This window comes from Streptomyces sp. R-07, assembly GCF_049913175.1.
Taxonomy (GTDB): Bacteria; Actinomycetota; Actinomycetes; order Streptomycetales; family Streptomycetaceae; genus Streptomyces.
Window position 1 is genome coordinate 7,058,780 of record NZ_CP183978.1, and the last position, 23,346, is coordinate 7,082,125.

Consider the following 23,346-nt stretch of genomic DNA (forward strand, 5'->3'; position numbering starts at 1 on the left):
CAGTCGGATTTGTTTTCTGAGATAACTAATACGGGACGGGGCCGCCCGGCGCCAGTCCCACGAGCTGAGACATCGAGCCGAGACATCGAGCCGAGAGATCGCGCCCAGCGATCGGGAGATGAGGTAAGGGCATGCCCGCGAGCCGCAACGTCGTGATCGGCGTGGACAGCTCCACGCAGTCCACCAAGGCCGCCGCCGTCGACGCCGACACCGGCGAGCTCCTCGGTCTCGGCCGCGCCCCGCACACCGTCACCGGCTCCGCCGGGGCGCGCGAGAGCGACCCCGGGGAGTGGTGGACCGCCCTGGCCGCGGCCGTCCGCGCGGCCGTACGGGACGCGGGCGTCCCGGCGGCCTCCGTCACCGGCATCGCGGTCGCCGGCCAGCAGCACGGCCTCGTCACCCTCGGCGACGACGGCGGCCCCGTCCGCCCCGCGCTCCTCTGGAACGACACCCGCTCCGCGCCCCAGGCGGCCGCCCTCGCGGCAGGCCTCGGAGGTCCCGCGTCCTGGCCGGCGCGGACCGGCTCGGTCCCCGTCGCCTCCATGACCGCCGCCAAATGGCAGTGGCTGCGCGAGCACGAGCCGCACCACGCCGACGCGACGACCGGCGTCCGCCTCCCGCACGACCACCTCACCGAACGCCTCTCCGGAGTCGCCGTCACCGACCCCGGGGACGCCTCCGGCACCTGCTGGTACGGGACCGCCACGGGCGCCTACGACCCGGACGTCCTCGACCTCATCGGCCTGGACCCGGCCCTCCTGCCGGCCGTCGCCCCCTCCGGCGCCACCCGCGTCGGCACCCTCACCCCGGCCGCCGCCGAGGCCCTCGGCCTGCCCCGCACGGTCGCCGTCGCCGCCGGCACCGGCGACAACATGGCCGCCGCCGTCGGCCTCGGGCTCGGCGGCGCGGGCCTCCTCGACCACCCCGTCGTCAGCCTCGGCACCTCCGGCACCGTCTTCGCCGCGACCCGCGCCCGCCCCGCCGCACCCGGACTCGCCGGCTTCGCCGCCACCGACGGCACGTACCTCCCGCTCGGCTGCACCCTCAACTGCACGCTCGCCGTGGACCGGTTCGCCACGCTCCTCGGCCTCGACCGCGAGGACGCCGCACCCGGCGGGGAGGTCGTCGTCCTGCCGTACCTCGACGGCGAACGCACCCCCGACCTCCCGCACGCCGCCGGACTCGTCACCGGCCTCCGGCACGACACCGACCCCCGGGCGGTCCTCGGCGCGGCCTACGAGGGCGCTGCCTTCACCGTGCTCCGGGCCCTCGACGAACTCCTCGCCGCCTGCGGCCTCGATCCCACCGAGCCCGCCGTACGGGACCGCCCGCTGCGCCTCATCGGCGGCGGCGCGCGCGGCCGGGCCTGGACCGAGACCGTCCGCAGGCTCTCCGGCCGCCCGTTGGTCGTCCCCGCGGCCGACGAACTCGTCGCCCTGGGCGCCGCCGCCCTCGCGGCGGGCGCCGTCACCGGCGCCGACCCGGTGGCCCTGGCCACCACCTGGGGCACGGGCGGGGGCACGCTCCTGCCGCCGGTCCCTCGCGACGAAAAGGCCTGGGACCGGATCGCGTCCGTACTCGCGGCGGCGACGCCGGCGTTGCTGAGCTGACGACGAGCCCCGACATACGACCCGCGAAGCCCTGTGCCGCCCGCGATCCCCGGGTTACCCTGCGGAGAACGACGGGGGAGACATCATGATCGCTCTACTGGTCCTGTTCGGCGTACTGGGCGGCATCGGGGTGCTGTTGACCGTCACCCTCCTCCGCAGGGGCGGCGGCCGCGCGGACACGGTCGACGGCATGCGCCAGGAACAGGAAGCCCTGCGCCAGGCCAAGACCGACCGGGTCTCCTTCGGCCTGGGCGCGCACAACTCCCCGCCGACGGCGAGCGACAACTACGTCCGCCGGAACGGCCGGCCCTGAGGAGCCTTGCCCGCCGTGGCAGGGAGGCTCGCTGTCAGTGTCGGCCCCTAGGTTCGGTCCGTTCGGTCCGACCACCGGGCCGTCGAACCAGGGGACTTGCAGCGGTGAGCATCTACCTACACTTCCGCGCCGTCGCGGAATCCGAGATCCAGGACGACCACACCTGGCTCACGGCGTACATGTCCGAGGCCTGGGACAACCTGGAGGACGAGTACGCGGCAGGTGTCGCCGACGCGATCTCGAAGTCCTGGAACTCCGTCAACGACCTCTACGCCGCAGCCGATCCCGTGGGTACAGACGCCGACGGCCCCTGGTCGCTGCCGATCTACGGCGGCCGCCCCGTGGCCCACAGCGCCGACGCCGACCTCTCCGACCCGCCCATGATCTTCATGGACCCGCCCGAGGTGTCACGGGCAGCGGACTTCCTCGCGGCGGTCTCCTTCGGCCAGCTGTGGAACGCCGCCGGTACGAGACTCGGGTTCCGCGGCCCGGACGAGGCGCTCTTCAGGAAGGAGTACCTCGACCGTCACGAGTCCCTTCAGGGGTTCTACACGCGGGCGGCTTCATCGGGTCACGCCGTGGTCAAGGTGGTGTGGGCGTGAAACGTCATCACCTGCCGGGGCTCCCTCAACGGGCCGCGCGGCGACGGTGGTACGCGACCGCCACCGCCGTGAGCAGCGGAGCCCAGGCGACGAGCGGGACGTAGCAGACGTAGAGCAGGGTCTGCTGGAGGGGGCTGTCGGTGTGGCTGACGGGGGATTTCTCGCCGCCCGCGTACGCCACGTACACGAACCAGCAGGTGAGGGCCACGAGTCCGAACGCCCCGGACAGTGCGGCGAAGGTCGCGCCCCGGGCGCCGACCGGGCGGCCGCCGACGAACGGCAGCCGGCGGGGGAACACCTCGCCCCACTCGCGGACCAGGCCGAGCGTCAGGAAGGCGAGCAGCTCGGCGAGCGCGGTCAGCCCGAGCATGTAGACGTCCAGGCCGAGACTGGGGTCTTCCAGGCGGGCCACCGGCGCGCCGAACGTCAGGGCGACGCGCCAGAGGCCGGACGGCAGGACGATCAGCGGAACGGCGTGGGCGGCGACGGCGGCCCAACGGGGGACACCCGGAAGGGCCTTGAGCTTCATCATGCCGTCCAGCCTGCCGCCGCACCGGGGCCCCGACGTCGTCCGGACGGCCGCACCGTCTCCCCCGCGCGGGGGAGACGGCCTCCTCCCGACAGGCCCTCCCGGCAGCCCTTCCCGGCAGGCCCTCCCGGCATCCCTTCCCAACAGGCCCTCCCGGCAGCCCTTCCCAGCACGCCCTCCCGGCAGGCCCTCCCGTCAGACCTCTGCCGTCGCCGTGACCCGGCGCTGGTGGACGCGCAGGTGCAGGGTCGCCAGGTCGAGCAGCGGGGTCGCCACGCCGAGGGCGCGGGCCCGGGCGGTCAGGTCGCCGAAGAGGTGCTCGACCTCGGTGGGACGGCCCGCCGTCAGGTCGCGGTAGAGGGACGGCACCATCGGCGAACCCGACGCGGACACCACGGCAAGGGTCCCCGCCCGCTCCTCCTCCGGTACGGGGTGCCCGGCCGCCGCGGCGACCGCGGCGGCCTCGTCGAGCAGCGCCGGGCCGAGGGCCGCGCCGCCCGGTGCGTCGTACACCTCGCCGACCGTGCCGCGCATCAGGCTCGTCACCGCGCCGAACGTGGTGATGAACACCCACTTGTGCCACATCGCCGTGAGGACGTCGGCCGGTACGAGCGCGTCGATCCCCGCCCCGTCGAGGACCTTGCGGATCCGCTCCACGCGCGCGGACACCGTCCCGTCCTGCTCGCCGAAGGTGAGATGGGCGAGCGGGAAGAGCTGCCGGATGTCCCCCGAGTCGTCGAGGGTGGTCACCACCTTGGCCACGCCGCCGAGGACGGCCGGCGCGCCGAATCGGGCGTTGAGGGCGTCGATGTGGGCGATGCCGTTCAGGAGCGGTATGACGGCCGTGTCCGGTCCGACGGCCGGCGCGACGTCCTCGACGGCCCGGTCGAGGCCGGTGGACTTCACCGACAGCAGGACGAGGTCGTACGGCTCGCGCAGCCCGTCGGCCGTGACGAGGCGGGGCTCCACCGTCCACTCCTCGTTCCCGCCCACGACCCGCAGGCCGCGCTCGCGCAGCGCGGCGGCCCGGGCCGGGCGGACCAGGAAGGTGACGTCCTCGCCTGCACGGGCGAGGAGGGCGCCGAAGTAGCCACCGGTGGCACCGGCGCCGACGACCAGGATCTTCATCAGGGTGAACCCTTCGTGGGGCGCCCCGAGGGCGCGTGGGTGAGCAGCGGGGTGAGCAGCCGGTGCGGTCGGGCGAGCGCCGCCGTCACCGGGTCGTCGTCGGGGGCCGACGGGGCGAGCCCCGGGCCGGGGGCGACCAGGACGTCCTGGACGGGCACGGTCGCGCCGCAGCCGGTGCAGTGCCCGTCGGGGGTGAGCGGGGCCTCGTCCGCCGCGTGCAGGAAGACGCGGCGCGGGCCGCCCCCCGCCGCGTAGAACTCCTCGCCCCAGACGGTGAGCGCGCGGACGGCCGGCCAGAGGGCGACGCCCTTGGGCGTGAGCGCGTAGACCTCGCGGCGGCCCGCGCCGGTCTCGGGGCGGCGCTCCAGGACGCCCGCCTCGGTGAGGGTGGTGAGCCGGCCGGTGAGGACGGCCCGGGGGACGCCCAGATGCGCGGCGAACTCCCCGAACCTGCGGACCCCGTAGAAGGCGTCGCGCAGGATCAGCAGCGTCCAGCGCTCGCCCACGATCTCCATCGAGCGGGCGAGGGCGCAGGTCTGACCGCGGTAGTCGCGCGGAAGCGTCATGGGCGGAGCGTAGCGCAAAGAGTTCGGTCACCGAACTGTTTTCATGTGAGCGAAAGGGACGACTAGGCTCTCGCTCACCATGAACCAGCCCACGGAACCCAAGGCCGACAAGTCGGGAGTGCGCCGGCACAACCTGAGCCTCGTCCTGCGGACCGTCCACGAGGCCGGCGAGACGACCCGCGCGGCCGTCGCCGCCCGCGTCGGCCTCACCCGGCCCGCCGTCTCCTCCCTCGTGGAGCAACTCCTCGACCTCGGGTTCCTCGTCGAGTCGGGCAAGACGTTCAGCGGGCAGGCGGGACGGCCGGGCACCGTCCTCAAACCCGCGGACACCGGCCCCGCCGGCCTCGGCGTCGAGATCAACGTCGACTACGTCACGGTCTGCGTCGTCGACCTGACCGGCACCGACCGCGTCCGCCGCACCGAACGCCTCGACAACCGCGCGGCCGACGCCGGCGACGTCCTCGCCCGAGCCGCACGCATCGCCGCCGAGGCCCTCGACGAGGCGGCCGGACAGCACCTCGCCCCGGCCGGAGCCGGACTCGCCCTCCCCGGACTCGTCTCCGGCGGGACCGTCCGGCAGGCCCCCAACCTCGGCTGGGACGACGTCCCCGCCGAAGCCCTCTTCGGCAAGGCCCTCACCGCACTGCGGCCCGGCACCGCCGGCCTCCCCCTCGTCTCCGACAACGAGGCCAACATGGCGGCCCTCGCCGAGCTGTGGTTCGGCTCCCTCGGCGACCTCCGCACCTTCCTGCACCTGACGGGGGAGATCGGCGTCGGCGGCGCGATCGTCGTCCACGGCGAACTCCTGCGCGGCGCCCACGGCTTCGCCGGCGAGATCGGACACCTCGTCGTCGACGCCGAGGGACCGCTCTGCCGCTGCGGCTCCCGCGGCTGCCTGGAGCAGTACGCGGGACAGGCCGCCCTCCTCGCCGCGGCGGACGCCACCGGCGTCCCGGACCTCGCCCGCCGCGCCGGGGCCGGGGAGGCGCGCGCCCTCGCCGCCCTCGCGGAGGCCGGCCGGATGCTCGGCCGCGCCCTGTCGGGAGCCGTCAACCTCCTCGACCCCGAGGCGGTCGTCCTGGGGGGCATCTACCCGCACCTGATGCCCTGGCTGGCACCCGCCCTGACGGAGGAGCTCGCCGCCCGCGTCGTCTCCGGCCTCTGGACGCCGGCCGCCGGACGCCTGCGCCCGGCGTCCGCCGCCACGGACGCCGCGCGCGGTGCGGCGGCCCTGGTCCTCCACGACGTCCTGGCCGACCCACTGGCCTTCGCCACGCCGGCGGGGTAGGGCAGGCCCGGGGGTACGGCACGCCGGCGGGGTGCGTCACGGCGACGGAGTACGTCACGGCGACGGGGCACGGCGACGGGGCACGTCACGCCTACGGGGCACGTCACGCCGACGGGATGGGTCACGCCGATGGGGTGGGTGACGCCCGCGGGGTACGTCACGCCGACGGGGCGCGCCGTGCCGACGCGTACGCCATGCCGACGGGGTACGTCGGCGGCGACCTGACCCGCTCTCATCCCGCTCTCACGCGGGCCTTATCCCGTCATCACGCGCCGCCCCTAGTTTCGCGCCCATGTTCCTCACCTACCTCCGGCGCGAACTGCGCCGTCGCAGAAAGGCGGCGCTCGTCGTCGCCTCCGGGCTCGCGCTCGGGATCGCGCTGGTCATCGTCGTCAACTCCGTGTCGTCCGGCATGAGCCGGGCCCAGGGCAAGGTCCTGGAATCCCTCTACGGCCTCGGTACGGACCTGACGGTGACCAAGGCGCAGGAGCGGCCCGAGGCCGGCGCGCAGCCGCAGCGGCCCCGCTTCGAGTTCCAGGGCAAGGGGGACGGCGAGGAACAGAGCAGCGACCGGCTGATGGTCCAGGGCTTCCAGACCCTCGCCGGCTCCACCGTCGCCACGGTCGCGAAGCAGCAGGGCGTCGACCGGGCCGTGGGCGGTCTGAGCCTCGTCAACCTGAAGATCAACGGCGAGTTCAAGCGCGGGCAGATCCAGCGCGGCCAGGCCCAGCCGGCCCAGCCCGGCGGTCCGGGCGGCGGCAGTGGAGGGACCGGTGCCGGTCCCGGCGACACCGTGACCGGCGGCGGCGCGGCCTTCGACGTCGACTCCTTCACGATCTACGGCACCGACGTCACCGCACCCGACCTCGGCCCCCTCACCACCTCCACCGTCTCCACCGGCCGCACCTTCAAGACCACCGAGACCGACGCGAAGGTCGCCGTCGTCGACAGCGCCTACGCCCAGGAGAAGGGGCTCTCCGCCGGCGGCGAACTGACCGTCAAGGGCGTGAAGTTCGCGATCATCGGCATCGCGACCGCCGACAGCGGACAGTCAGCCGCCCAGGTCTACCTGCCCCTGAAGCAGGCGCAGACGCTCTCCGGGTCCGCCGGCAAGATCACCACGATCTACGTGAAGGCGACCGACTCGACACGCATCGACGCCGTCAAGACCGCCATCCAGAAGAACGTCTCCGGCACCACCGTCACCACCTCCGCCGACCTCGCGCAGACGGTCTCCGGCTCGCTCGACACCGCCGCCGACCTCGCCTCCAACGTCGGCAAGTGGCTCTCGTACGCCGTGCTGCTCGCCGCCGTCCTCGTCGCCGGGCTCCTCACCTCCTCCGCCGTCGGCCGCCGGGTGCGCGAGTTCGGCACCCTCAAGGCCCTCGGCTGGAAGAGCGGACGGGTCACCCGCCAGGTCGTCGGCGAGGCCCTCGTCAACGGCGTCATCGGCGGCGCCCTCGGCATCGCGGTCGGCCTCGCCGGAGCGTACGCCGTCACCGCCGCGAGCCCGACGCTCACCGCCGAACTCGGCGCGAGCGGCGGCGGGTTCGGCGGCGGACGCGGCGGCGGCATGGTCTTCGGCGGCCCCGGCGGAGCCCGTACGGCGGTCGGCAAGACGGTCGACATCGCCCTCACCGCCCCCGTCAGCGTCGCCACCGTGGGTCTCGCCGTCCTCCTCGCCCTCGGCGGCGGGCTCGTCGCGGGTGCCTTCGGCGCCTGGCGCGCCTCGCGGCTCCGCCCCGCCGACGCCCTGCGCCGCGTCGAGTAGCAGCCGACAGCCCGAACCCACTCACGGACCACGGACCACGGACCACGGACCACGGACCACGGATCACGGACCACAGGAGTCCCACCATGTACGAACTCATCGGCGTCACCAAGCAGTACCGGCGGGGACAGAAGAGGGTCGACGCGCTCGCCGGCATCGACCTCACCCTCGACCAGGGGGACCGGCTGGTCATCCAGGGCCCCACGGGCGGCGGCAAGTCGACCCTCCTCCAGATGCTCGGCGGCCTCGACCGCCCCACCTCGGGCCGGGTCCTGTTCGACGGCACCGACCTGGCCGCGCTCTCCGAGCGCCGGCTGACGGCCGTGCGCGGCGAGAACATCGGCTTCGTCTTCCAGAGCTTCAACCTCATCCCCACGCTCAACGCCCAGGAGAACGTGGAGACCGCCCTCGTCCCGCTCGGCGTCAGGGCGGCCGAGCGGCGCACCCGGGCCGCCGAGGCGCTGGAGTCGGTCGGCCTCGGCGAGCGCCTCGGACACCTGCCGTCCGAGCTCTCCGGCGGCCAGCAGCAGCGCGTGGCCATCGCCCGCGCCCTGGTCAAGCGGCCGAAGGTGCTCCTCGCCGACGAGCCCACCGGCAACCTCGACGAGTCGATGCGCGACGAGATCGTGGACCTGCTCGAAGGGCTTTGCGACGAGCACGGGCTGACCTTCGTCATGGTCACCCACGACAGCGCCGTCGCCCGCCGGGCCCCCCGTCTGGCCACGATCCGGAAGGGCCGGATCACCATCAAGGAGAACCGGCCGGCGACGGCGGACCGGGTCGAGGCCTGACCGCGGGGACTCCTATACGGGCACGCCGTGGCCGCGCAGATAGACCAGCGGGTCGACGTCCGAGCCGAAGTACGGCGTGGTCCGCACCTCGAAGTGCAGGTGCGGACCCGTCACCCGCCCGGTCGCCCCCGACCGAGCGATCCGCTGCCCGCCCGACACGCTCTGTCCGGGCGACACGTCGATCCGGGAGAGGTGGGCGTACTGCGTGTACCGGCCGTCCGGGTGACGGATCACCACCTCGTAGCCGTACGAGCGGCCGTACCCGGCCGTCACCACCCGGCCGGGACCCACCGAGCGGACCGCCGTACCCGACGGCACCGCGAAGTCCTGCCCCGTGTGGTAGCCCTTCGACCAGGAACCCGGCTGTCCGTAGTACCCCGTGAAGACGTACGAGGAGACCGGCGCCGTCCATCCGCGCGTCGCGCCGGAGGGCGCGGTGGGAGCGGTCGGCCGGGAGGGGTGCGCGGGGCGGCCGGTCCGCTGCTCGTACTTCCCTGCGTGACTCGTCCAGTACCAGTGGCCGCGCGACTGGTACCAGTAGACGCGGGACTGCCCGTCCCAGCCCTGGCGGCCGCGGAAGACCGGCTCGCCGGAGCGGCCGCCGCCCGACGTCGTCTGCCGCCCGCCGCCCGTCGCCGTCTGCCGCCCGGCCTCCCCCGACGTGCCGGTGCGCTGGGCGTACGTGGCGTAGTGACTGGTCCAGCGCCACTCGCCCGCCGCGTTGCGGAACCAGTACTTGGAGCCGTCCCAGCCCGCGTGCGCCGGGGCGGGTTCGGCGGCGGCCGTTCCCGCGCCCGCGCCGGCCAGGGCGACCACGCCCACCGTCGCGACGACCGCGCGGCGCACCCCGTGCAGCGCGCGCTGCCCACCGGGCGCCCGGCCGGTGCGGGCGGCTTCGGCGCAGCCCGCGCAGGCGCAGTCCGGGGGTATCTCCTCGCTGAAGGCGGGGACGTCGAACGCGGGGTCGGTGGACGCCGGATCCGTGGGCCCCGGGTCCGGGCGCCCGAGGGTGTCGTTCTCGGGGGTCCTCACAGTGCTCGTCACGGGGGTGTGCTCCTCACTCGTGGTTCACTTCGGCCGGGCCGCCACTCCGGGTGTAGAAGGCCACGGTCAAGTCCTTGACCAGGGCCTGGCGTTCGAAGTCGTCGAGCTCGACGAGCCCGCGCGCGGTCAGCCGGGTGACGGTGTCGTCCACGGCGTCGATCACGCCGGTCAGGACCGAGTCCCGGTGCTTGGCGTCGAGGACGGCGATCTGCCGCCGGCGCATGGCGGCGGCGACCTCGGGGGCGTACTCGATACGGGTGGGCTGGGCGGAGAAGACGGCGATGCCGACCGGCCGGCATTCGGCCGCGAGCATCCGGGTCAGGGCGTCCCCGACCGCCTCCGCGTCCCGCAGGGTCGGCGCGTCGCCCCGGAAGGCGTCCGCCGGCAGCTGCGAGAGCACGCGCGCGGCCGCCGCCTCCACCTGCTCGCGCAGATAGCCGAGATGGTCGTCGACGGCGAGCAGCGCCCGGGCCGTGTCCCGCACCGACCACACGACCAGGACGACCACGCGCAGCGCCGAACCCTCGGCGTCGACGACGGCGATGGGTTCGCTGCGCCAGTGGCGCAGCCGGACGTCGATCCGTCGGCGCAGCACGAAGGGGCTGATCCAGACGAGTCCGGTGCGCCGGACGCTGCCCCGGTAGCGGCCGAAGAGCGAGAGGACCCAGGCGGAGCCCGTACGGCCACGGGTCAGCCCGCCGAAGGAGACGACCGCGACGACGACACAGCCGGCGAGCGCGGCCCACTGCCATGGCGGCAGGTCGACCGTGCGCAGCGGGCGCGCCCGCCACAGCGCCGCGGCCGCGCCGGAGAGCGCGGTGAGGCCGGTCAGGACGGCGACCCGGCCGGGGACGGCGGGTCCAGGACGTTCCGTCAGGTCGGGGTCGGAGGGTGGCGGCCGGCGGGGGAGTGTCACCTGAGTGACGGGCCCGTCGTCGGGGCGGCCCGCCGACGGACCCGTCGACCGGCTCCGAGGCCCGTCCGTCGTCCGGTCCGTCGTCCGGTCCCTCAGCCGGTCCGTCGGCGCGTCGGCCGGTCGTCCGCTCGGCCTGGACAGGGTCTGGGCGGACCGCGCCGGGTCCGACCGGAAGAGATCGTTCATCGGTATGCCGTCCGTGTTCCGGCGGGTGCGGACAGGCAGGGGCCGCTTCTGTGGCTCGGTCATGAGGCCCTTCCGGCCGTCGCTGAGGTGACGGCTCGTCGGATGATCTTCACCCGCCATGGTCACAGGGGTGAATGTCCGAAATGCCACGACGAACGTCCCGAATGTCCGGGCCTTTGGTCCCTTGGCCAAGGCTTCACCCGAGGCCGTTGTCAGTGGTCGCCCCTACCGTTCTCATCATGACGACGACGACCTATCTGGAGCTGTCGCAGGACGGCGGCGGTGCCCACAAGTTCTACGAAGTGACCGTCCAGGACCTCGCGGTGTCGGTCCGTTACGGCCGGATCGGCTCGGACGGGCAGACCCAGCGCTCCACGTTCCCCACGGCCGCGAAGGCCCAGGCCGCGGCGGCGAAGAAGATCGGCGAGAAGGTCCGCAAGGGATACGCCCCCGCGGTCCCGGGACAGCGTGCCGCGCGCCCCGTGACGCGCCGTGAGGTCAGCTCCGCGCCTTCCACCGCGCGGGCCGTCGCCCCCGTCCTCTGGCGCTTCCGGACCGGATCGGCCGCGTTCGGCATCCACGTCGACGAGGAGCGCTGCTGGGTCGGCAACCAGGCGGGGGACGTCTTCACGCTCGACCGCTCCGGCGAGGTGCAGGCCCGGTTCAGCCTGCCGGACGGCGTCAAGTGCCTGGTCGCCGACGACTTCTGGATCTACGCGGGCTGCGACGACGGCAAGGTGTACGACCTCTCGTCCAAGCTCCCCTTCGCCGCGTACGACATCGCCACCGACGTCGACATCTTCTGGCTCGACATCCACGAGGGCGTCCTGCACGTCGCCGACCGCTCCGGCCGGCTCACCGTCATCGACCACGAGGACGAGCACCAGTGGGCGCGCGCCGGCGCCGGCGAGCACGCCTGGATGGTCCGCGCCGACGGCGACGCCGTCTACTACGGGGACACGCGGGGCGTCGCCGCCCACGCGCCGGACGGCGGCGGCGAGCTGTGGCACACGGCGACCGAGGGCGGAGTGCTCTTCGGCTGGCAGGAGGACACCGCGGTCTACGCGGGCACGTCCCGCAAGAAGGTGCAGCGGCTCGCGAAGAAGGACGGGCGGGTGGAGGCGGTGTACTCCTGCGACAGCCCGGTGTACTCCTGCGCCACCTCGCCCGGCGGCCGTTTCGTCTTCGCGGCCGACTCGGCCTCCTCCGTCTACTGCTTCGCGGAGGACGGCACCCGGCTCTGGAAGCTCGGCACGGGCGGCGGTTCGGCGCTCTCCATGCAGTACCGGGACGAGCAGCTCTACCTGGTGACCACGGACGGTTCGCTGGTCTGCGTGGACGCGAGCGAGGCGGCGATCGAGGCGGCGCAGCAGGGCACGGTCCCGGTCGCGCGGGACATCAAGCTCGCCGCGGCCCTGCCGGTGTACGAGCCGGCCACGACCGTCACCGCCGTGACCACCGTCAGCGACGCCCCGGCCGGTTCCGTGGTCGTGGAGTGCGTGACCGAGTCGGGCCGCACCCGGGTGCGGGTCGTCTCGCAGGGGTACGACTCCGCGTGGAACGTGCAGTTCCCGCGGGCGATCCGGGAGCCCGGCGCGCGGTACGTGGTCGACGCCCTGCACCCGGCCGCGGGCGGGTTCTACCGCGTCCGCGGCGACATCCGGCGACTCCTGTGACCGGCGGAGGGAGCGTCGGGGCCGGCGGTGGCGCGGGCGTGTTCGAGGCGGCCACGGGCGACGGGCCGCCGCTGCCCCCGGCCGAGGCCGAGCAGCGGTCGCGGGAGATCCGCGCGGCCGTCGACGGGCTGCTCCAGATCAGGCGGCTGACCCTGCGTCAGGGCGGCGACCCGAGGACCGCGCCCGCCGACTGGGAGCGCCGGCGGCCGGTCCGCGCGGTGGCCCTCGCCCTGGAGTCCGGCGGCATCACGCCCTCGTCCGCGGACTCCTCCGGGGCCCGGCTCTCCACCGGCTACCGGGTCAGAGCGGGGGACCGGCCCGACACGGCCGTCGTGGAGTGGCTCGGCCCGCCGGGCACGGGCGCCGCCCAGGAGGAGGCGGCGGCCCTGGGCGCGTGCGTGCCGGTCCTCGCGCGGCTCGGCTGGGACGCCCTCCTCTACAAGGGGCCGCGCGGCCGCCGCTTCCTGGAAGTGGAGCCCATGGCCCCGTGAGGGGGGCCGTCAGGCGATCGAGGCGGAGACGATAGCCGAGACCGCGATGTTGCAGGAGGCCGTCACCCAGACCGCCGGGTGCGGTTCCGGGTCGACGAGCGTGGCGCCCAGCTTCCCCGGCGTGACCAGGTCGACGACGAGGAAGGCCACCGCCATCATCACCAGACCGAGCAGGCCGAACGCGGCCGTCGAGACGAGTCCCTTGCCGAAGTTGTCGTACGTCGTCCAGATCGAGGTGAAGACGATGCCGCCGATACCGAGGAGCGCCGAGCTCAGCAGGGTCGCGGCGTTGCGGTTGCGGTCCTCCCAGATCTGGCGCCCGAGCTTCCCGGGGGTCAGCACGTCCACGAGCACGATGCCGAGGATCAGCAGGACCACGCCGAGGGCGCCGTAGGCGCCGGCCCGGCCGAGACCGTTGACGATGTCGCTCATGAAGTGCCGGCTCCGAACGTGGTGATCGCGGGGGATCGGTGGTCAAGGACCGGCAAAATGTAGCGCACGGGTGAACGAGATCCGCCGTCCGCCCGGAGATCGGGCGGACGGCGGACCGAGGTGCCGAGTACGTGCTCAGGCGCCCGGCGGTAGGTCCTTGGCGCGGGAGCGGACCATGAAGGCCGTGATGACCTCGACCACGCCGACGACGAGCAGCCAGATGCCGCCGAGGACCGTGAGCACCGTGGCCGACTCCAGCGGCGACACGATCAGCACGATCCCGGCGAGCGCGCTGACGATGCCGAGGAAGACCTGCCAGCCGCGCGCCGGCATGGCCGGGTCGGAGGCAGCCGCCACGGTCTGGGTGATGCCGCGGAAGAGCCAGCCGATCCCGATCCACAGTGCGAGCAGCAGGGTCGACTGCGTCGCGCCGCGGAAGCAGAACAGGCCGAGCAGGATCGACAGCGCGCCGCTGATGAAGGCCATGACCCGCAGTGCCGTGGTGGCGTGCGTGCCGAAGGCGGCGACCAGTTGCATCACACCGCTGAGCAGCAGGTACAGGCCGAACAGCACCCCCACCACCCGCAGGCTGGCCTCCGGCCAGGCCAGCACCATGGCGCCGAGGATCAGCGAGACGAGCCCGGCGACGAGCAGGGCCTGCCAGGCGAAGCCCGCAAGGAGTCCCAGGGGCCCGGGTGGCAGGTCCCCTCGCGCGGAGCGGCCGTACGGACTGTCGTGAGTCTGTGTCATGGGAGGGCACCGGTCCCTTCGTTGCGGTAGGTGCGGGGTCAGAGGGGAGTGGCGTAGGAGCTCAGGAACAGGGCCTCGGCCAGCGCCATGTGCTCGATCTCCGAGGGATCCACGCTCTCGTTCGGCGCGTGGATGAGACAGCCCGGCTCCTCGACGCCGATCAGGGCGATCTCCGCCTTCGGGAAGTGCGCGGCGAGCACGTTGCACAGCGGGATCGACCCGCCCTGCCCCGACTGGACCATGTCCTTCCCGTACGCCGCGCGGAGCGCCGCCGCCAGGGCCCGGTAGGCGGGGCCGTCGGTGCGCGCCCGGAACGGCTGACCGGCGCTCTCCGGCTCCACCTCCACCAGCGCACCCCACGGGGCTGCCGAGGTCAGATGGTCGGTGAGGGCGCGCAGGGCTTCGTCCGCGTCGGTCCCCGGCGGCACCCGCAGGCTGACCCTGGTCCGTACCTTCGCCTGGATCGCGGCCGAGGAGCCCACCACCGGCGGGCAGTCGATGCCGAGGACGGTGACGGCGGGCCGGGCCCAGAGCTCGTCGGCGACCGAGCCCGTGCCGACGAGGGACACGCCGTCCAGGACGCCCACATCGGTGCGGAACTGCGCGACCGGGTAGTCCACCCCGTCCCAGGTGCCGTCGCCGGCGAGCCCCTTGACGGTCGTGTTGCCGTGCTCGTCGCGGAGGCTGTCGAGGATCCGGATCAGCGCGGCCAGCGCGTCGGGCGCCGGGCCGCCGAACATGCCGGAGTGCATCTCGCCCTTGAGGGTGGAGACGGTCACGACGACGTTGGTGAGCCCGCGCAGCGACGTGGTGGCGGTGGGCAGGCCCAGCGCGAAGTTGCCCGTGTCGCAGACCAACAGGGTGTCGGCGGCGAACAGTTCGGGCTGGAGCGGCACGAGCTGCTCCAGGCCGCCCGTGCCCTGCTCCTCCGAACCCTCCGCGACGAACTTGATGTTCACCGGGAAGCCGCGTCCGTCCGGCCCGCCGAGCGCGCGCAGCGCCGTCAGGTGCATCGCGATGTTGCCCTTGCAGTCGGCGGCGCCGCGCCCGTACCAGCGCCCGTCCCGCTCGGTCAGCTCGAAGGGCGGGGTCTGCCAGGCGGCGTCGTCGAGGGGCGGCTGCACGTCGTAGTGGCAGTAGAGCAGCACCGTAGGCGCCCCCTCGGGGCCCGGCGCGTGCCCGACCACCGCGTCCGTGCCGTCCGGGGTCGTCACCCGGCGCATGTCCCGCAGCCCGGCCTCCGTGAAGGCCCGCACGAGGAAGTCGGCGGTCTTCGCGCACTCCTCGGGCGGAAACTGGCGCGGATCGGCGACCGAGCGCATCGCCACCAGTGCGGTCAGGTCCTCCTTCGCCCGCGGCATCAGCGCCCGGACCCTCTCCCGCAGGGCTGCGGTCTCGGCGGACTCGGCGGACATGCGGACCCACTTCCCTCGGGGACGAAAGCCCACTCAGTCAAGCAATAGAGGGTAAAAGCCGCAAAACATGACTCATCTGGACCATCCGGGATGGGGTTCAGGAAGCGCCCGGGAGCCGGCCGGAAGACAGTGGACGGTGTACGTGACCGCCTCCCGCACCTGGAGAACCTCATGGGCCACCCCAACCGACGCGATCTCGGACTGCTCGTGCTGAGGGTCGGCACCGGTGCCGTGCTCGCCGCGCACGGCACGCAGAAGCTCCTCGGCTGGTTCGGGGGCGGCGGCATCGAGGGCACCAGCAAGGCGATGGAGGCCATGGGCTTCCACCCGCCCCGGCAGAGCGCCATCGCCGCCGGTCTCGGCGAGGCGGGAGGCGGAGTCCTCCTCGCCCTCGGCCTCGCCACCCCGGCCGCCGGCGCCGCCGCGGCCGGCGCCATGGCGGGAGCCGTCGCCGTCCACGCCCCCGCCGGCTTCTTCGCCCAGGGCGGTGGCTACGAGTACCCGGCCTTCCTCGGCTTCACGGCCGCCGCCATCGGCATCGCCGGCGCCGGACGGTACTCCCTGGACCACGCCACCGGGCACGTCCTCGACCGCCCCTGGGTGGTGGCCACCGCCTTCCTCGGCACGGCGATCGCCGCGGCCGCCGTCGTCGGCCGCCGCGCCCAGGAACAGGCGTCCCCCGACCCGGAGTCCGACCCGGAACCGGCCTGAGGCCTTACTCGGGGGGACCCGCACGCGTCCGCCGCGCGGGAGGGTTAGGCTCGCCGCAGAGGAAGGGACGGGCGCCGCACATGAAGATCGATCTGACGGACACCGACTCCAGCAAGATCAACAAGGCGATCCTGCAGGGCCGCAGGGCCGTCGGCACCCCCGCCGTCGGCGCCGTGCTCACCCTCGTCGTCGTCACCGACGAGGAGAACGCCTACGACTCCGTCAAGGCGGCCAACGAGGCCTCCCGGGAACACCCCTCCCGCACCCTCGTCGTCATCAAGCGCCACGCCCGCACCCCCCGCGAGCGGTACGGGACCCGGCTCGACGCCGAGGTCCGGCTCGGCACCGACGCCGGCTCCGGCGAGACGGTCCTGCTCCGGTTCCACGGCGAACTCGCCGCCCGCGCCGACTCCGTGGTCCTGCCGCTGCTCCTGCCGGACGCGCCCGTCGTCATCTGGTGGCCCGTCGACGCGCCCGAAGTGCCGTCCCGCGACCCGCTGGGCTCGCTCGCGCAGCGCCGTATCACCGACATGTACGCGGTCGAGGACCCCCTCGCAGCCCTGGAGCGCCGCGCCGCCTCCTACGCTCCCGGCGACACCGACCTCGCCTGGACGCGGCTCACCCCGTGGCGCTCGATGCTGGCCGCCGCCCTCGACCAGGCACCGCTCACCGTCACCTCCGCCGCCGTCGAGAGCGAGGCGGAGAACCCCAGCGCCGAACTCCTGGCCCGCTGGTTCGAGGTCCGGCTCGGCGTCCCCGTCGACCGGGTCGTCACCGACGGCCCCGTCGTCACGGCCGTCCGCATGGGCACCCCCGACGGCGAGATCCGCATCGACCGGCCCGAGGGCCCGGTCGCGCGGCTCGCCATCCCCGGACAGCCCAGCAGGGTCCTCGCCCTGAAGGTCCGGACCACCGCCGAGCTGATCGCCGAGGAACTCCGCCGCCTCGACCCGGACGAGGCCTACGCGGCAGCGCTGCGCGGGCGCGTCTGACCGTCCCGCGGGTGCCCTTGCCCACTGCCGTGTGGGCCCGCGCTCGCCGGTCGGGTGCCCTTGCCCACCGCCGTGTGGGCCCGCGCCCGCCGGTCCGGTGCCCCTGCCCACTGCCGTGTGGGCCCGCGCCCGCCGGTCCGGTGCCCCTGCCCACCCGCCGTGTGGGCAATCGTCCCTCCCCCCCCCAGACTTCGTCCGGGGGGCCCCAGGGCGGGACGGGTGGGCACACGGGACGGCGCCCTCGGCGGCGCCTCCGCGTTCCGCGCCTGAACCCGCACCCGTTGCGTGGCTCGCATTCGGTGCGTGTCAGGGCGCGGAAGCCTAGGCCCGGCAACGGGCGCCGTCCGTTGTGCCCACCCGTTCCGCCCCAGCGGAACGATTGCCCACAACGGAGGGGGCCCGGCCCAGCGCGGCGGCCGCCCGCAACGGGTCCCGCCCCCGTCAGGCCCGACGGCTGAAGACCAGGACGACGTCCGCCGCCTCTCTGACCCGGGGGACGTCCGGGTTCGGTAGGGCCAGCAGGCGGGACCTGGTTTCGTCGACCAGGCGGGTGGCCTCGCCGCCCACCGCCCAGGCGCCGGTGAACAGACCGCGCGTCAGGGACTCGGCCATCGCCCGGGGCGACACCCGGAAGGACGTGGGGCGCTCCGACGCCGTCCCCTCGTAGACCAGGCCGTGCACCGCGGCGATCGGCGCCAGCGCCTCCGGGGCGTCGCGGCGGCTGCCCTCCGGATCGAGGCGGTCCTCGAGCTCCCCGACGAGGACGCCGATGTCGTCCGTCGGGCGCGTCCCGCCCGCGGGGATCACCAGATAGCGTCCGCCCGGCCGCAGCACCCGTGCGACCTCGGCCAGGACGGCCCGGTTGTCCGGGCCGGCGTGCAGCAGCCAGGTCGAGACCGCCTGGTCCACCGACCCGCTCCGCACGGGCAGCCGGCAGGCGTCGCCCACGGCCACTCGCGCGCCGAGCCGGGCCTTCGCCCGAGCGAGCATCCCGGGCGAGAGGTCGACGCCGAGGACGGAATGCCCGCGCGCCGCCAGCTCGGCCGCCACGATGCCCGTCCCGACGCCGATGTCGAGCACCGGGCGGGCCGGGTCGAGCAGCGGCGCGAGCTGCTCCGCGAAGCCGGCGGCACGCGCCGTACCGCCGCGCGACTCGTCGTACACCGGGGCGATCTCGTCGAACTCCGCCGCCGGGCGGGCTGGTGAGGGAGACGTCACCGTCGTCCCCCTCACGCCTGCGGGGTGAAGGTCACGGGGAGCGTCGCCATGCCGCGCAGGATGCCCTCGCGCCGGCTGAGGTCCGCGTCCGGGTCGGCGAGCCGGAGGTCGGGGAAGCGCCGCAGCAGCGTTCCGATGGCGATCCTGGCCTCCGCGCGGGCCAGCGGAGCGCCCAGGCAGAAATGCACACCATGGCCGAAAGCGAGCTGTTGCGGCACCTCGCGACGGGCCACGTCGAGGATGTCGGGACGGTCGTAGCGCGCCGGGTCGCGGTTGGCCGCGGCGAGCCCGATGATGATCATCTCGCCGGGCGGGACGGTGACCCCGCCGATCTCGTACGCGTCGACCGTGAAGCGCGCGACGCCACGGCTCACCGGGCCTTCGTAGCGCAGGAGTTCCTCGATCGCCCCGGGCAGCAGCGAGGGGTCGTCGCGCAGCGCGGCGAACTGCTCCGGGTGGCGCAGGAGGGCGTGGACGCCGTTCGCGATGAGGCTCGCCGTCGTCTCGTGGCCGGCGAGGGTGAGCAGGATGGCCATGGCCGTCAGCTCGCGGTCGCTGATCTTCTCCTCGGCCTGCGCGGCGCAGAGCGCGCTCAGTAGGTCGTCCTTCGGGTCCGCCTTGCGCGCGGCGATCAACGGCTCGAAGAACTCGGTGAGTTCGGCGCGCGCCTTGGCTCCCTTGGCGAGCCGCTCCGGGGTGTTGGGCGGCATGATGAGGCCGACCGCGAGACGGGCGAAGTCGGGCTGTCCCTCGGCCGGGATGCCGATGAGCTCGCTGAGCACGGCCATCGGCAGCGGCAGCGCGAACTCGGAGACCAGATCGGCGGATCCGCGCTGCGCGATCGCGTCGAGGAAGGCGTCGGTGTGCGCCTGGACGCGGGGCGCGAGCTGCTCCACGCGGCGGAAGGTGAAGGCCTTCGAGACGAGGTTGCGCAGCCGGGTGTGGTCCTCGCCGTTGGCCACGAGCATGCTGGCCATCAGGACGTTGGTGCGCTCCTGGTGGGCCATCTCCTCCTCGAGTCCGTTGACCCCGACGGGGCTGCTGCTGAGGCGGGGGTCGGTGAGCGCGGCCACCGCCTCGTCGTAGCCGGTGACCATCCAGACTTCAAGAGTGGGATTCAGCCGGACGCGCTGGACGACTCCGTACTCACGGATGCGTTCGAAGAGCGGGTAGGGGTTGGGCTGTTGAGCAACGTTTACCGGGACATCGTGAACGATTGTCTGGTCTTTGCCGGTCATCTTCCGTAACTCCCCGAAGCTTTGTGAAAGTTCTGAGGCAGGTAGTCATACCAGCCACCCCAGTTGCGTGGTAGCGTCACCGGCGCTCGGCTCGGATGATGTACGGGGAAGCACCGGCGAACAGTCGGTGAAGCACCAACGAGGCGTTCCACCCACCGGTGATCCGGCGTCTCGTGCGCTCAACTCGGTAAGCAGCCAAGGCCTCAACCAGGCCCGATGCACAGGGGGAGACGTTTCGTGGAGCAAGCGGCAGCCGTGGACCCGATTCTTGATCTGGCCCGTCCGTCGATCCTGCGGAACCCCTACCCGGCCTACGCCCACATGCGGGAGACCACGCCGGTCTTCTGGCACGAACTGCTCGGCTCCTGGGTCCTGACCCGCCATGCCGACTGCCTCGCGGTGCTCACCGACAGCAACCGTTTCGCCTCCGACTGGCGCCGCGCCGGCGAGGACATCCCCGCACCGCTGCTGAGCGTCCAGACGCTGGACCCGCCGGAGCACACCGCCATCCGGCACCTGCTGCTCGACGGCTTCCGCGCCCAGGACCGCCATGCCCTGCACGACGGCCTGGACCACCAGATCGCGGACCTGCTCGCGGAGTTGGCCGGACGGCCCTCCTTCGACTTCGTCGGGGAGCTCGCCGAACCGGTCGCCCTCCGCTTCGTCACCGCCTTCCTCGGCGTCCCCGCGCCCGAGCTCGACTGGTTCGTGCCCATGTCCCGTACCGTCGTCGACGGCATGGACGCCGGGCTGTGGCCCGAGAAGCACGAGCCCGCCGTCGCCGCCCGGGCCCGGCTCGCGGAATACGCGGGCGGGTGGCTCGCGGATCCGCCCAAGGAAGGACTCATCGCCCACGTGGCCGAGCACGCGGCGGACAGCGGCGTGGCAGAAACGGTTCTGCGGAACAGTCTGCGCGCCGTCCTCCACGCGGGCTACGAATCCGCCTCACGGCTCCTCGGCAACGCCGCGGCCGCCCTCCTCACCACTCCCGGCGCGCTCGACGCGTTCCGGGCGAGCCCGGCCGCGGCCGTGGACGAACTCATCCGGTACGACGCACCGGTCCAGGCGGACGCCCGGGTCTGCGTCACCGACACCGAACTGGGTGGCGTCACCATCAAGGCGGGTGATCCGGTCACGCTCTTCCTGGGCGCGGCCAACCACGACCCGCTGCGGTTCGACCACCCCACAGAACTGCGACTCGACCGCGCCCCGAACCCGCACCTCGGGTTCGGACGCGGGGCCCATGCCTGTCTGGGCGCGTCCATGGCCATCCGGCTCGCCGGATCGGTCCTCGGGGCCCTGGCCAGGGACTACCCGGACGCACGGGCCGTCGCGGAACCGGACCACCGGCGCAATCTGACCCTCCGCGGTCTCGACCGCTTCGAGGTCACACTGCGTCCACGAGCGGGGGAGGAGGTTCGACCATGAAGTACTGGCACTGAAACCCACGAGCGTGACGCCCGTCCGGGAGGCGGGCAGCACGCCGGTGTACGGCTCACGTGCACCCCGCCGGAGCCCGGGCCCGCTGCGCGGCCCGGGCTCCGGCCCCATCCCCGTCCCCACCCCCGGCCGGTTCAAGGATGAGGACACGCGCCGGACGAATCCGGCGGCGAGCGGTGATCACGCCGCATACGATGCGGCGGTGAACGCTCCCGTCATACTTCGCGCGGCCGCGACGCAGGCCGCTCCCGCTCTCCTCCTCCGTCCCTGGAACATGGAGGACGTTCCCGCGCTGGTCGACGTGCTCCGGGACCCCGTAGTGCGCCGCTGGACGAGCCACACCGTGGACGACGACGCCGACGGAGCGCGGTGGGTGCGGGGCCGGCAGGAGAGCTGGGCGGGGGGAGACCGGTTCAGCTTCGCCGTCCTCGAAGGGCGGACGGGAAACGTCCCCGAGCGGCTGGTGGGCAACGTCGTCATCAAGCAGGTCACCCGTGGCGAGCCCTCCGCCGAGGTGGGCTACTGGACGGCGGCACACGCCCGCGGGCGAGGAGTGGCGCCCCGCGCCCTCGAGGCACTCACCGGCTGGGCCTTCGACACCTTCGGACCGGACGGCCTCGAGCGTCTCGAACTCCTGCACCAGGTGGACAACGTGGCATCGTGCCGCGTCGCGCAGAAGTGCCGGTACGTCTGCGACAGAATCCTGCCCGCCTCGCCGCCCGCCTTCCCCCACGACGGCCACCTGCACATACGGCGGCCGGATGCGGGCTGAGCCGCCACGCGTCGGCCGGCCGGGCGTCGGGCCCACCCGGCCGGCGACGTCTCCGGCCTGCGCGTCACGCTCCCCGGCCGCCCCGTGCGGACCGGGCCGGCTTCAGGACAGGCCCTGGCGCAGCTTCCCCGGCAGCCAGCCGAGCTGGGCCGCCTGCTGGAACGTGCCGCCGCCCTCGTGGTCGTTGAAGTCGTACACCTCGATCGCCTTCTCCTCCACGGCGTACGCGTTGAAGGCCGCGAACACCGTCGACGGCGGGCAGGTCAGGTCCTCCAGGGCCGTCGAGAACAGGGCAGGCGCCGTGGCGCGGGCCGCGAAGTGGACCCCGTCGAAGTAGGCCAGCGTCTCCCGGACCCGTTCCACCCGGCCGCGATGCGTCTTGAGGTAGTTGCCGATCTCGCGGTACGGCGTCCGGTCCGTGATCGTCGTCGCGCGCGGGAAGTCACACAGGAACGGCACGTCCGGCGCCACCGCCACCAGGTTCCGTACCAGACCCGCCACGGCCAGCGTGATGCCGCCGCCCTGGCTCCCGCCCGTCACCGCCGTCCGGCTCGCGTCCACCAGCGGATGCGAACGGGCCGCCTCCACGGCGCGCACCGCGTCCGTGAAGAGCCTCCGGTAGTAGTAGGCGTACGGGTCCTCGATGCCCCGCGTCATGAAGCCCGGGACCGACGGCGCGCTGCCCGCCGGGTCCGGGGTGTCACCGGTGGCCCAGCCGCTGCCCTGCCCGCGCGTGTCCATCACGAAGTGCGCGAACCCGGCCGAGGCCCACAGCAGATGGGTGTGCGGCAGGCCCCGTCCGCCGCCGTACCCGAGGAACTCCACCACGACCGGAAGCGGTTCGGCCGTGCCGGCCGGCAGGACGAACCACCCCTTGACCGGGTGTCCGCCGAACCCCGCGAAGGTCACGTCGAAGACCTCGACCGTGGCGAGCCCCGTCGCCACCGGCTCGAAGCGCGCGTCCAGCTCGTGCGCGCGAGCCTCGTCGAGGGTCTTCGTCCAGAAGGCGTCGAAGTCCTCGGGCTCCACGGACGTGCTGCGGTAGGTGCGGAGTCGGTCGACGGGCAGGTCGAACTGGGTCATGGAAACCGCCTGGTGAGTGAGGGTCTCGTTCGATATCTCGACCGGTCGGCCCGGCCCTCCCCACCCTAGGGGGTGTCTTGCCGATCAGGCCGGGCTCGCGGCGTCTTGCACCGCACCTCGCCGCGTTGTCGTCGGTCGGCATGGCTCCGCCATGACTCCCTCCTCCGCCTTGCGATGCACGGCACGAGACGCCGCTCCCTGATCCGGCCTGATCGGCAAGACACCCCCTAGGACCTGATTCCGGCGATTCATATACGTGGATTTCCGGCCACCTGGACGGCCGTACGGACCTCCGCCTGGACCTCCGCCTGGACCTCCGGCCGGACGGCCGCCCGGACGGACACTCCGCGCGGTGAACGTCACGAGAACGCCGTCGGGCCGCCA

The 23,346-nt window shown here is 73.6% G+C and carries 23 protein-coding genes; 12 read left to right on the forward strand and 11 right to left on the reverse strand.

Annotated features, from left to right (window positions below):
* The first annotated feature begins 131 nt into the window (after positions 1 to 131).
* The 3 genes from xylB (at position 132) to ACN9M0_RS32295 (ending at position 2,525) form a co-directional block, all read left to right on the forward strand.
* Positions 132 to 1,610, forward strand: coding sequence for a xylulokinase (gene xylB, locus ACN9M0_RS32285; protein ID WP_366040330.1), 1,479 nt, complete (start codon positions 132 to 134; stop codon positions 1,608 to 1,610).
* Between the two features lie 85 nt (positions 1,611 to 1,695).
* A complete protein-coding gene (locus ACN9M0_RS32290; RefSeq protein WP_366040331.1) occupies positions 1,696 to 1,923 on the forward strand; it encodes a hypothetical protein in 228 nt (75 codons plus the stop codon).
* A gap of 104 nt (positions 1,924 to 2,027) precedes the next feature.
* Positions 2,028 to 2,525, forward strand: a complete 498-nt coding sequence (locus ACN9M0_RS32295) for a DUF1877 family protein (protein ID WP_366040332.1) — start codon at positions 2,028 to 2,030, stop codon at positions 2,523 to 2,525.
* A 25-nt stretch (positions 2,526 to 2,550) separates the two neighbouring features.
* Here ACN9M0_RS32295 and ACN9M0_RS32300 read toward each other — a convergent pair whose 3' ends face one another.
* From ACN9M0_RS32300 to ACN9M0_RS32310, 3 genes are all read right to left on the reverse strand, one after another.
* Positions 2,551 to 3,057 carry a hypothetical protein gene (locus ACN9M0_RS32300; RefSeq protein ID WP_366040333.1) on the reverse strand — a complete coding sequence of 169 codons (507 nt, stop codon included), beginning with the start codon at positions 3,055 to 3,057 and terminating at the stop codon, positions 2,551 to 2,553.
* A 192-nt stretch (positions 3,058 to 3,249) separates the two neighbouring features.
* Positions 3,250 to 4,182, reverse strand: coding sequence for a ketopantoate reductase family protein (locus tag ACN9M0_RS32305; protein ID WP_366040334.1), 933 nt, complete (start codon positions 4,180 to 4,182; stop codon positions 3,250 to 3,252).
* The gene (locus ACN9M0_RS32310) at positions 4,182 to 4,748 is read right to left on the reverse strand and encodes a winged helix-turn-helix transcriptional regulator (protein WP_366040335.1); all 567 of its coding nucleotides are present in this window, start codon (positions 4,746 to 4,748) and stop codon (positions 4,182 to 4,184) included. The genes ACN9M0_RS32305 and ACN9M0_RS32310 overlap by 1 nt, the downstream gene beginning before the upstream one ends.
* 79 nt (positions 4,749 to 4,827) lie before the next feature.
* Between ACN9M0_RS32310 and ACN9M0_RS32315 the strand changes: the two genes are divergently transcribed.
* The 3 genes from ACN9M0_RS32315 to ACN9M0_RS32325 all read left to right on the forward strand — a co-directional run bounded on the left by ACN9M0_RS32315 (position 4,828) and on the right by ACN9M0_RS32325 (position 8,598).
* Positions 4,828 to 6,036 carry an ROK family protein gene (locus ACN9M0_RS32315; protein WP_426404670.1) on the forward strand — a complete coding sequence of 403 codons (1,209 nt, stop codon included), beginning with the start codon at positions 4,828 to 4,830 and terminating at the stop codon, positions 6,034 to 6,036.
* 292 nt (positions 6,037 to 6,328) lie between these two features.
* A complete protein-coding gene (locus tag ACN9M0_RS32320; protein WP_426404671.1) occupies positions 6,329 to 7,807 on the forward strand; it encodes an ABC transporter permease in 1,479 nt (492 codons plus the stop codon).
* A gap of 86 nt (positions 7,808 to 7,893) precedes the next feature.
* Positions 7,894 to 8,598, forward strand: a complete 705-nt coding sequence (locus tag ACN9M0_RS32325) for an ABC transporter ATP-binding protein (protein WP_366040338.1) — start codon at positions 7,894 to 7,896, stop codon at positions 8,596 to 8,598.
* A 12-nt stretch (positions 8,599 to 8,610) separates the two neighbouring features.
* On the opposite strand, the gene ACN9M0_RS32330 is transcribed toward ACN9M0_RS32325, so the two are convergent.
* Positions 8,611 to 9,642, reverse strand: a complete 1,032-nt coding sequence (locus ACN9M0_RS32330; protein ID WP_426404672.1) for a M23 family metallopeptidase — start codon at positions 9,640 to 9,642, stop codon at positions 8,611 to 8,613.
* 13 nt (positions 9,643 to 9,655) lie between these two features.
* Positions 9,656 to 10,558 (reverse strand): SPFH domain-containing protein, encoded by a 903-nt coding sequence (locus ACN9M0_RS32335; protein WP_366040340.1) that lies wholly within the window; start codon positions 10,556 to 10,558, stop codon positions 9,656 to 9,658.
* 425 nt (positions 10,559 to 10,983) lie between these two features.
* Here ACN9M0_RS32335 and ACN9M0_RS32340 point away from each other — a divergent pair, with 425 nt between their 5' ends.
* A complete protein-coding gene (locus tag ACN9M0_RS32340) occupies positions 10,984 to 12,420 on the forward strand; it encodes a WGR domain-containing protein (RefSeq protein WP_426404673.1) in 1,437 nt (478 codons plus the stop codon).
* Between the two features lie 38 nt (positions 12,421 to 12,458).
* Entirely contained in the window at positions 12,459 to 12,911 is a 453-nt protein-coding gene (locus tag ACN9M0_RS32345) for a hypothetical protein (RefSeq protein WP_426404674.1), read from the forward strand.
* A gap of 9 nt (positions 12,912 to 12,920) precedes the next feature.
* Here the strand turns inward: ACN9M0_RS32345 and ACN9M0_RS32350 are convergent, their stop codons facing one another.
* The 3 genes from ACN9M0_RS32350 to ACN9M0_RS32360 form a co-directional block, all read right to left on the reverse strand.
* Positions 12,921 to 13,343 carry a DUF350 domain-containing protein gene (locus ACN9M0_RS32350; RefSeq protein ID WP_366040343.1) on the reverse strand — a complete coding sequence of 141 codons (423 nt, stop codon included), beginning with the start codon at positions 13,341 to 13,343 and terminating at the stop codon, positions 12,921 to 12,923.
* Positions 13,344 to 13,478: 135 nt separating this feature from the next.
* On the reverse strand, positions 13,479 to 14,093 hold the full coding sequence (locus ACN9M0_RS32355; protein WP_366040344.1) for an HdeD family acid-resistance protein: 615 nt from the start codon (positions 14,091 to 14,093) through the stop codon (positions 13,479 to 13,481).
* A 38-nt stretch (positions 14,094 to 14,131) separates the two neighbouring features.
* On the reverse strand, positions 14,132 to 15,508 hold the full coding sequence (locus tag ACN9M0_RS32360) for a dipeptidase (protein ID WP_426404675.1): 1,377 nt from the start codon (positions 15,506 to 15,508) through the stop codon (positions 14,132 to 14,134).
* A 171-nt stretch (positions 15,509 to 15,679) separates the two neighbouring features.
* On the opposite strand from ACN9M0_RS32360, the gene ACN9M0_RS32365 reads away from it, so the two are divergent.
* Positions 15,680 to 16,219, forward strand: coding sequence for a DoxX family membrane protein (locus tag ACN9M0_RS32365; protein WP_426405358.1), 540 nt, complete (start codon positions 15,680 to 15,682; stop codon positions 16,217 to 16,219).
* Positions 16,220 to 16,299: 80 nt separating this feature from the next.
* The gene (opcA, locus tag ACN9M0_RS32370) at positions 16,300 to 17,211 is read left to right on the forward strand and encodes a glucose-6-phosphate dehydrogenase assembly protein OpcA (RefSeq protein ID WP_426404676.1); all 912 of its coding nucleotides are present in this window, start codon (positions 16,300 to 16,302) and stop codon (positions 17,209 to 17,211) included.
* Between the two features lie 441 nt (positions 17,212 to 17,652).
* Here the strand turns inward: opcA and ACN9M0_RS32375 are convergent, their stop codons facing one another.
* Positions 17,653 to 18,429, reverse strand: coding sequence for a class I SAM-dependent methyltransferase (locus ACN9M0_RS32375; RefSeq protein ID WP_366040347.1), 777 nt, complete (start codon positions 18,427 to 18,429; stop codon positions 17,653 to 17,655).
* An 11-nt stretch (positions 18,430 to 18,440) separates the two neighbouring features.
* Positions 18,441 to 19,526 (reverse strand): cytochrome P450 family protein, encoded by a 1,086-nt coding sequence (locus ACN9M0_RS32380; RefSeq protein WP_366040348.1) that lies wholly within the window; start codon positions 19,524 to 19,526, stop codon positions 18,441 to 18,443.
* Between the two features lie 378 nt (positions 19,527 to 19,904).
* Here ACN9M0_RS32380 and ACN9M0_RS32385 point away from each other — a divergent pair, with 378 nt between their 5' ends.
* Both ACN9M0_RS32385 and ACN9M0_RS32390 read left to right on the forward strand, forming a co-directional pair.
* Positions 19,905 to 21,095, forward strand: a complete 1,191-nt coding sequence (locus ACN9M0_RS32385; protein ID WP_366040349.1) for a cytochrome P450 — start codon at positions 19,905 to 19,907, stop codon at positions 21,093 to 21,095.
* Between the two features lie 214 nt (positions 21,096 to 21,309).
* On the forward strand, positions 21,310 to 21,879 hold the full coding sequence (locus tag ACN9M0_RS32390; protein WP_426404677.1) for a GNAT family N-acetyltransferase: 570 nt from the start codon (positions 21,310 to 21,312) through the stop codon (positions 21,877 to 21,879).
* Positions 21,880 to 21,981: 102 nt separating this feature from the next.
* Here ACN9M0_RS32390 and ACN9M0_RS32395 read toward each other — a convergent pair whose 3' ends face one another.
* Complete coding sequence (locus tag ACN9M0_RS32395) at positions 21,982 to 22,962, reverse strand: acetylxylan esterase (protein ID WP_366040351.1); 981 nt, start codon at positions 22,960 to 22,962, stop codon at positions 21,982 to 21,984.
* Between the last annotated feature and the right edge of the window lie 384 nt (positions 22,963 to 23,346).

Bases quoted from the DNA above. Each gene is read 5' to 3' on its own strand.
- ACN9M0_RS32355 (WP_366040344.1), bottom strand. From the start codon at position 14,093: ATGACACAGACTCACGACAGTCCGTACGGCCGCTCCGCGCGAGGGGAC.
- ACN9M0_RS32310 (WP_366040335.1), bottom strand. From the start codon at position 4,748: ATGACGCTTCCGCGCGACTACCGCGGTCAGACCTGCGCCCTCGCCCGC.
- ACN9M0_RS32360 (WP_426404675.1), bottom strand. From the start codon at position 15,508: ATGTCCGCCGAGTCCGCCGAGACCGCAGCCCTGCGGGAGAGGGTCCGG.
- ACN9M0_RS32305 (WP_366040334.1), bottom strand. From the start codon at position 4,182: ATGAAGATCCTGGTCGTCGGCGCCGGTGCCACCGGTGGCTACTTCGGC.
- ACN9M0_RS32365 (WP_426405358.1), top strand. From the start codon at position 15,680: ATGGGCCACCCCAACCGACGCGATCTCGGACTGCTCGTGCTGAGGGTC.
- opcA (WP_426404676.1), top strand. From the start codon at position 16,300: ATGAAGATCGATCTGACGGACACCGACTCCAGCAAGATCAACAAGGCG.
- ACN9M0_RS32290 (WP_366040331.1), top strand. From the start codon at position 1,696: ATGATCGCTCTACTGGTCCTGTTCGGCGTACTGGGCGGCATCGGGGTG.
- ACN9M0_RS32380 (WP_366040348.1), bottom strand. From the start codon at position 19,526: ATGGTCACCGGCTACGACGAGGCGGTGGCCGCGCTCACCGACCCCCGC.
- ACN9M0_RS32395 (WP_366040351.1), bottom strand. From the start codon at position 22,962: ATGACCCAGTTCGACCTGCCCGTCGACCGACTCCGCACCTACCGCAGC.
- ACN9M0_RS32350 (WP_366040343.1), bottom strand. From the start codon at position 13,343: ATGAGCGACATCGTCAACGGTCTCGGCCGGGCCGGCGCCTACGGCGCC.
- ACN9M0_RS32300 (WP_366040333.1), bottom strand. From the start codon at position 3,057: ATGATGAAGCTCAAGGCCCTTCCGGGTGTCCCCCGTTGGGCCGCCGTC.
- xylB (WP_366040330.1), top strand. From the start codon at position 132: ATGCCCGCGAGCCGCAACGTCGTGATCGGCGTGGACAGCTCCACGCAG.
- ACN9M0_RS32325 (WP_366040338.1), top strand. From the start codon at position 7,894: ATGTACGAACTCATCGGCGTCACCAAGCAGTACCGGCGGGGACAGAAG.
- ACN9M0_RS32340 (WP_426404673.1), top strand. From the start codon at position 10,984: ATGACGACGACGACCTATCTGGAGCTGTCGCAGGACGGCGGCGGTGCC.
- ACN9M0_RS32315 (WP_426404670.1), top strand. From the start codon at position 4,828: ATGAACCAGCCCACGGAACCCAAGGCCGACAAGTCGGGAGTGCGCCGG.
- ACN9M0_RS32320 (WP_426404671.1), top strand. From the start codon at position 6,329: ATGTTCCTCACCTACCTCCGGCGCGAACTGCGCCGTCGCAGAAAGGCG.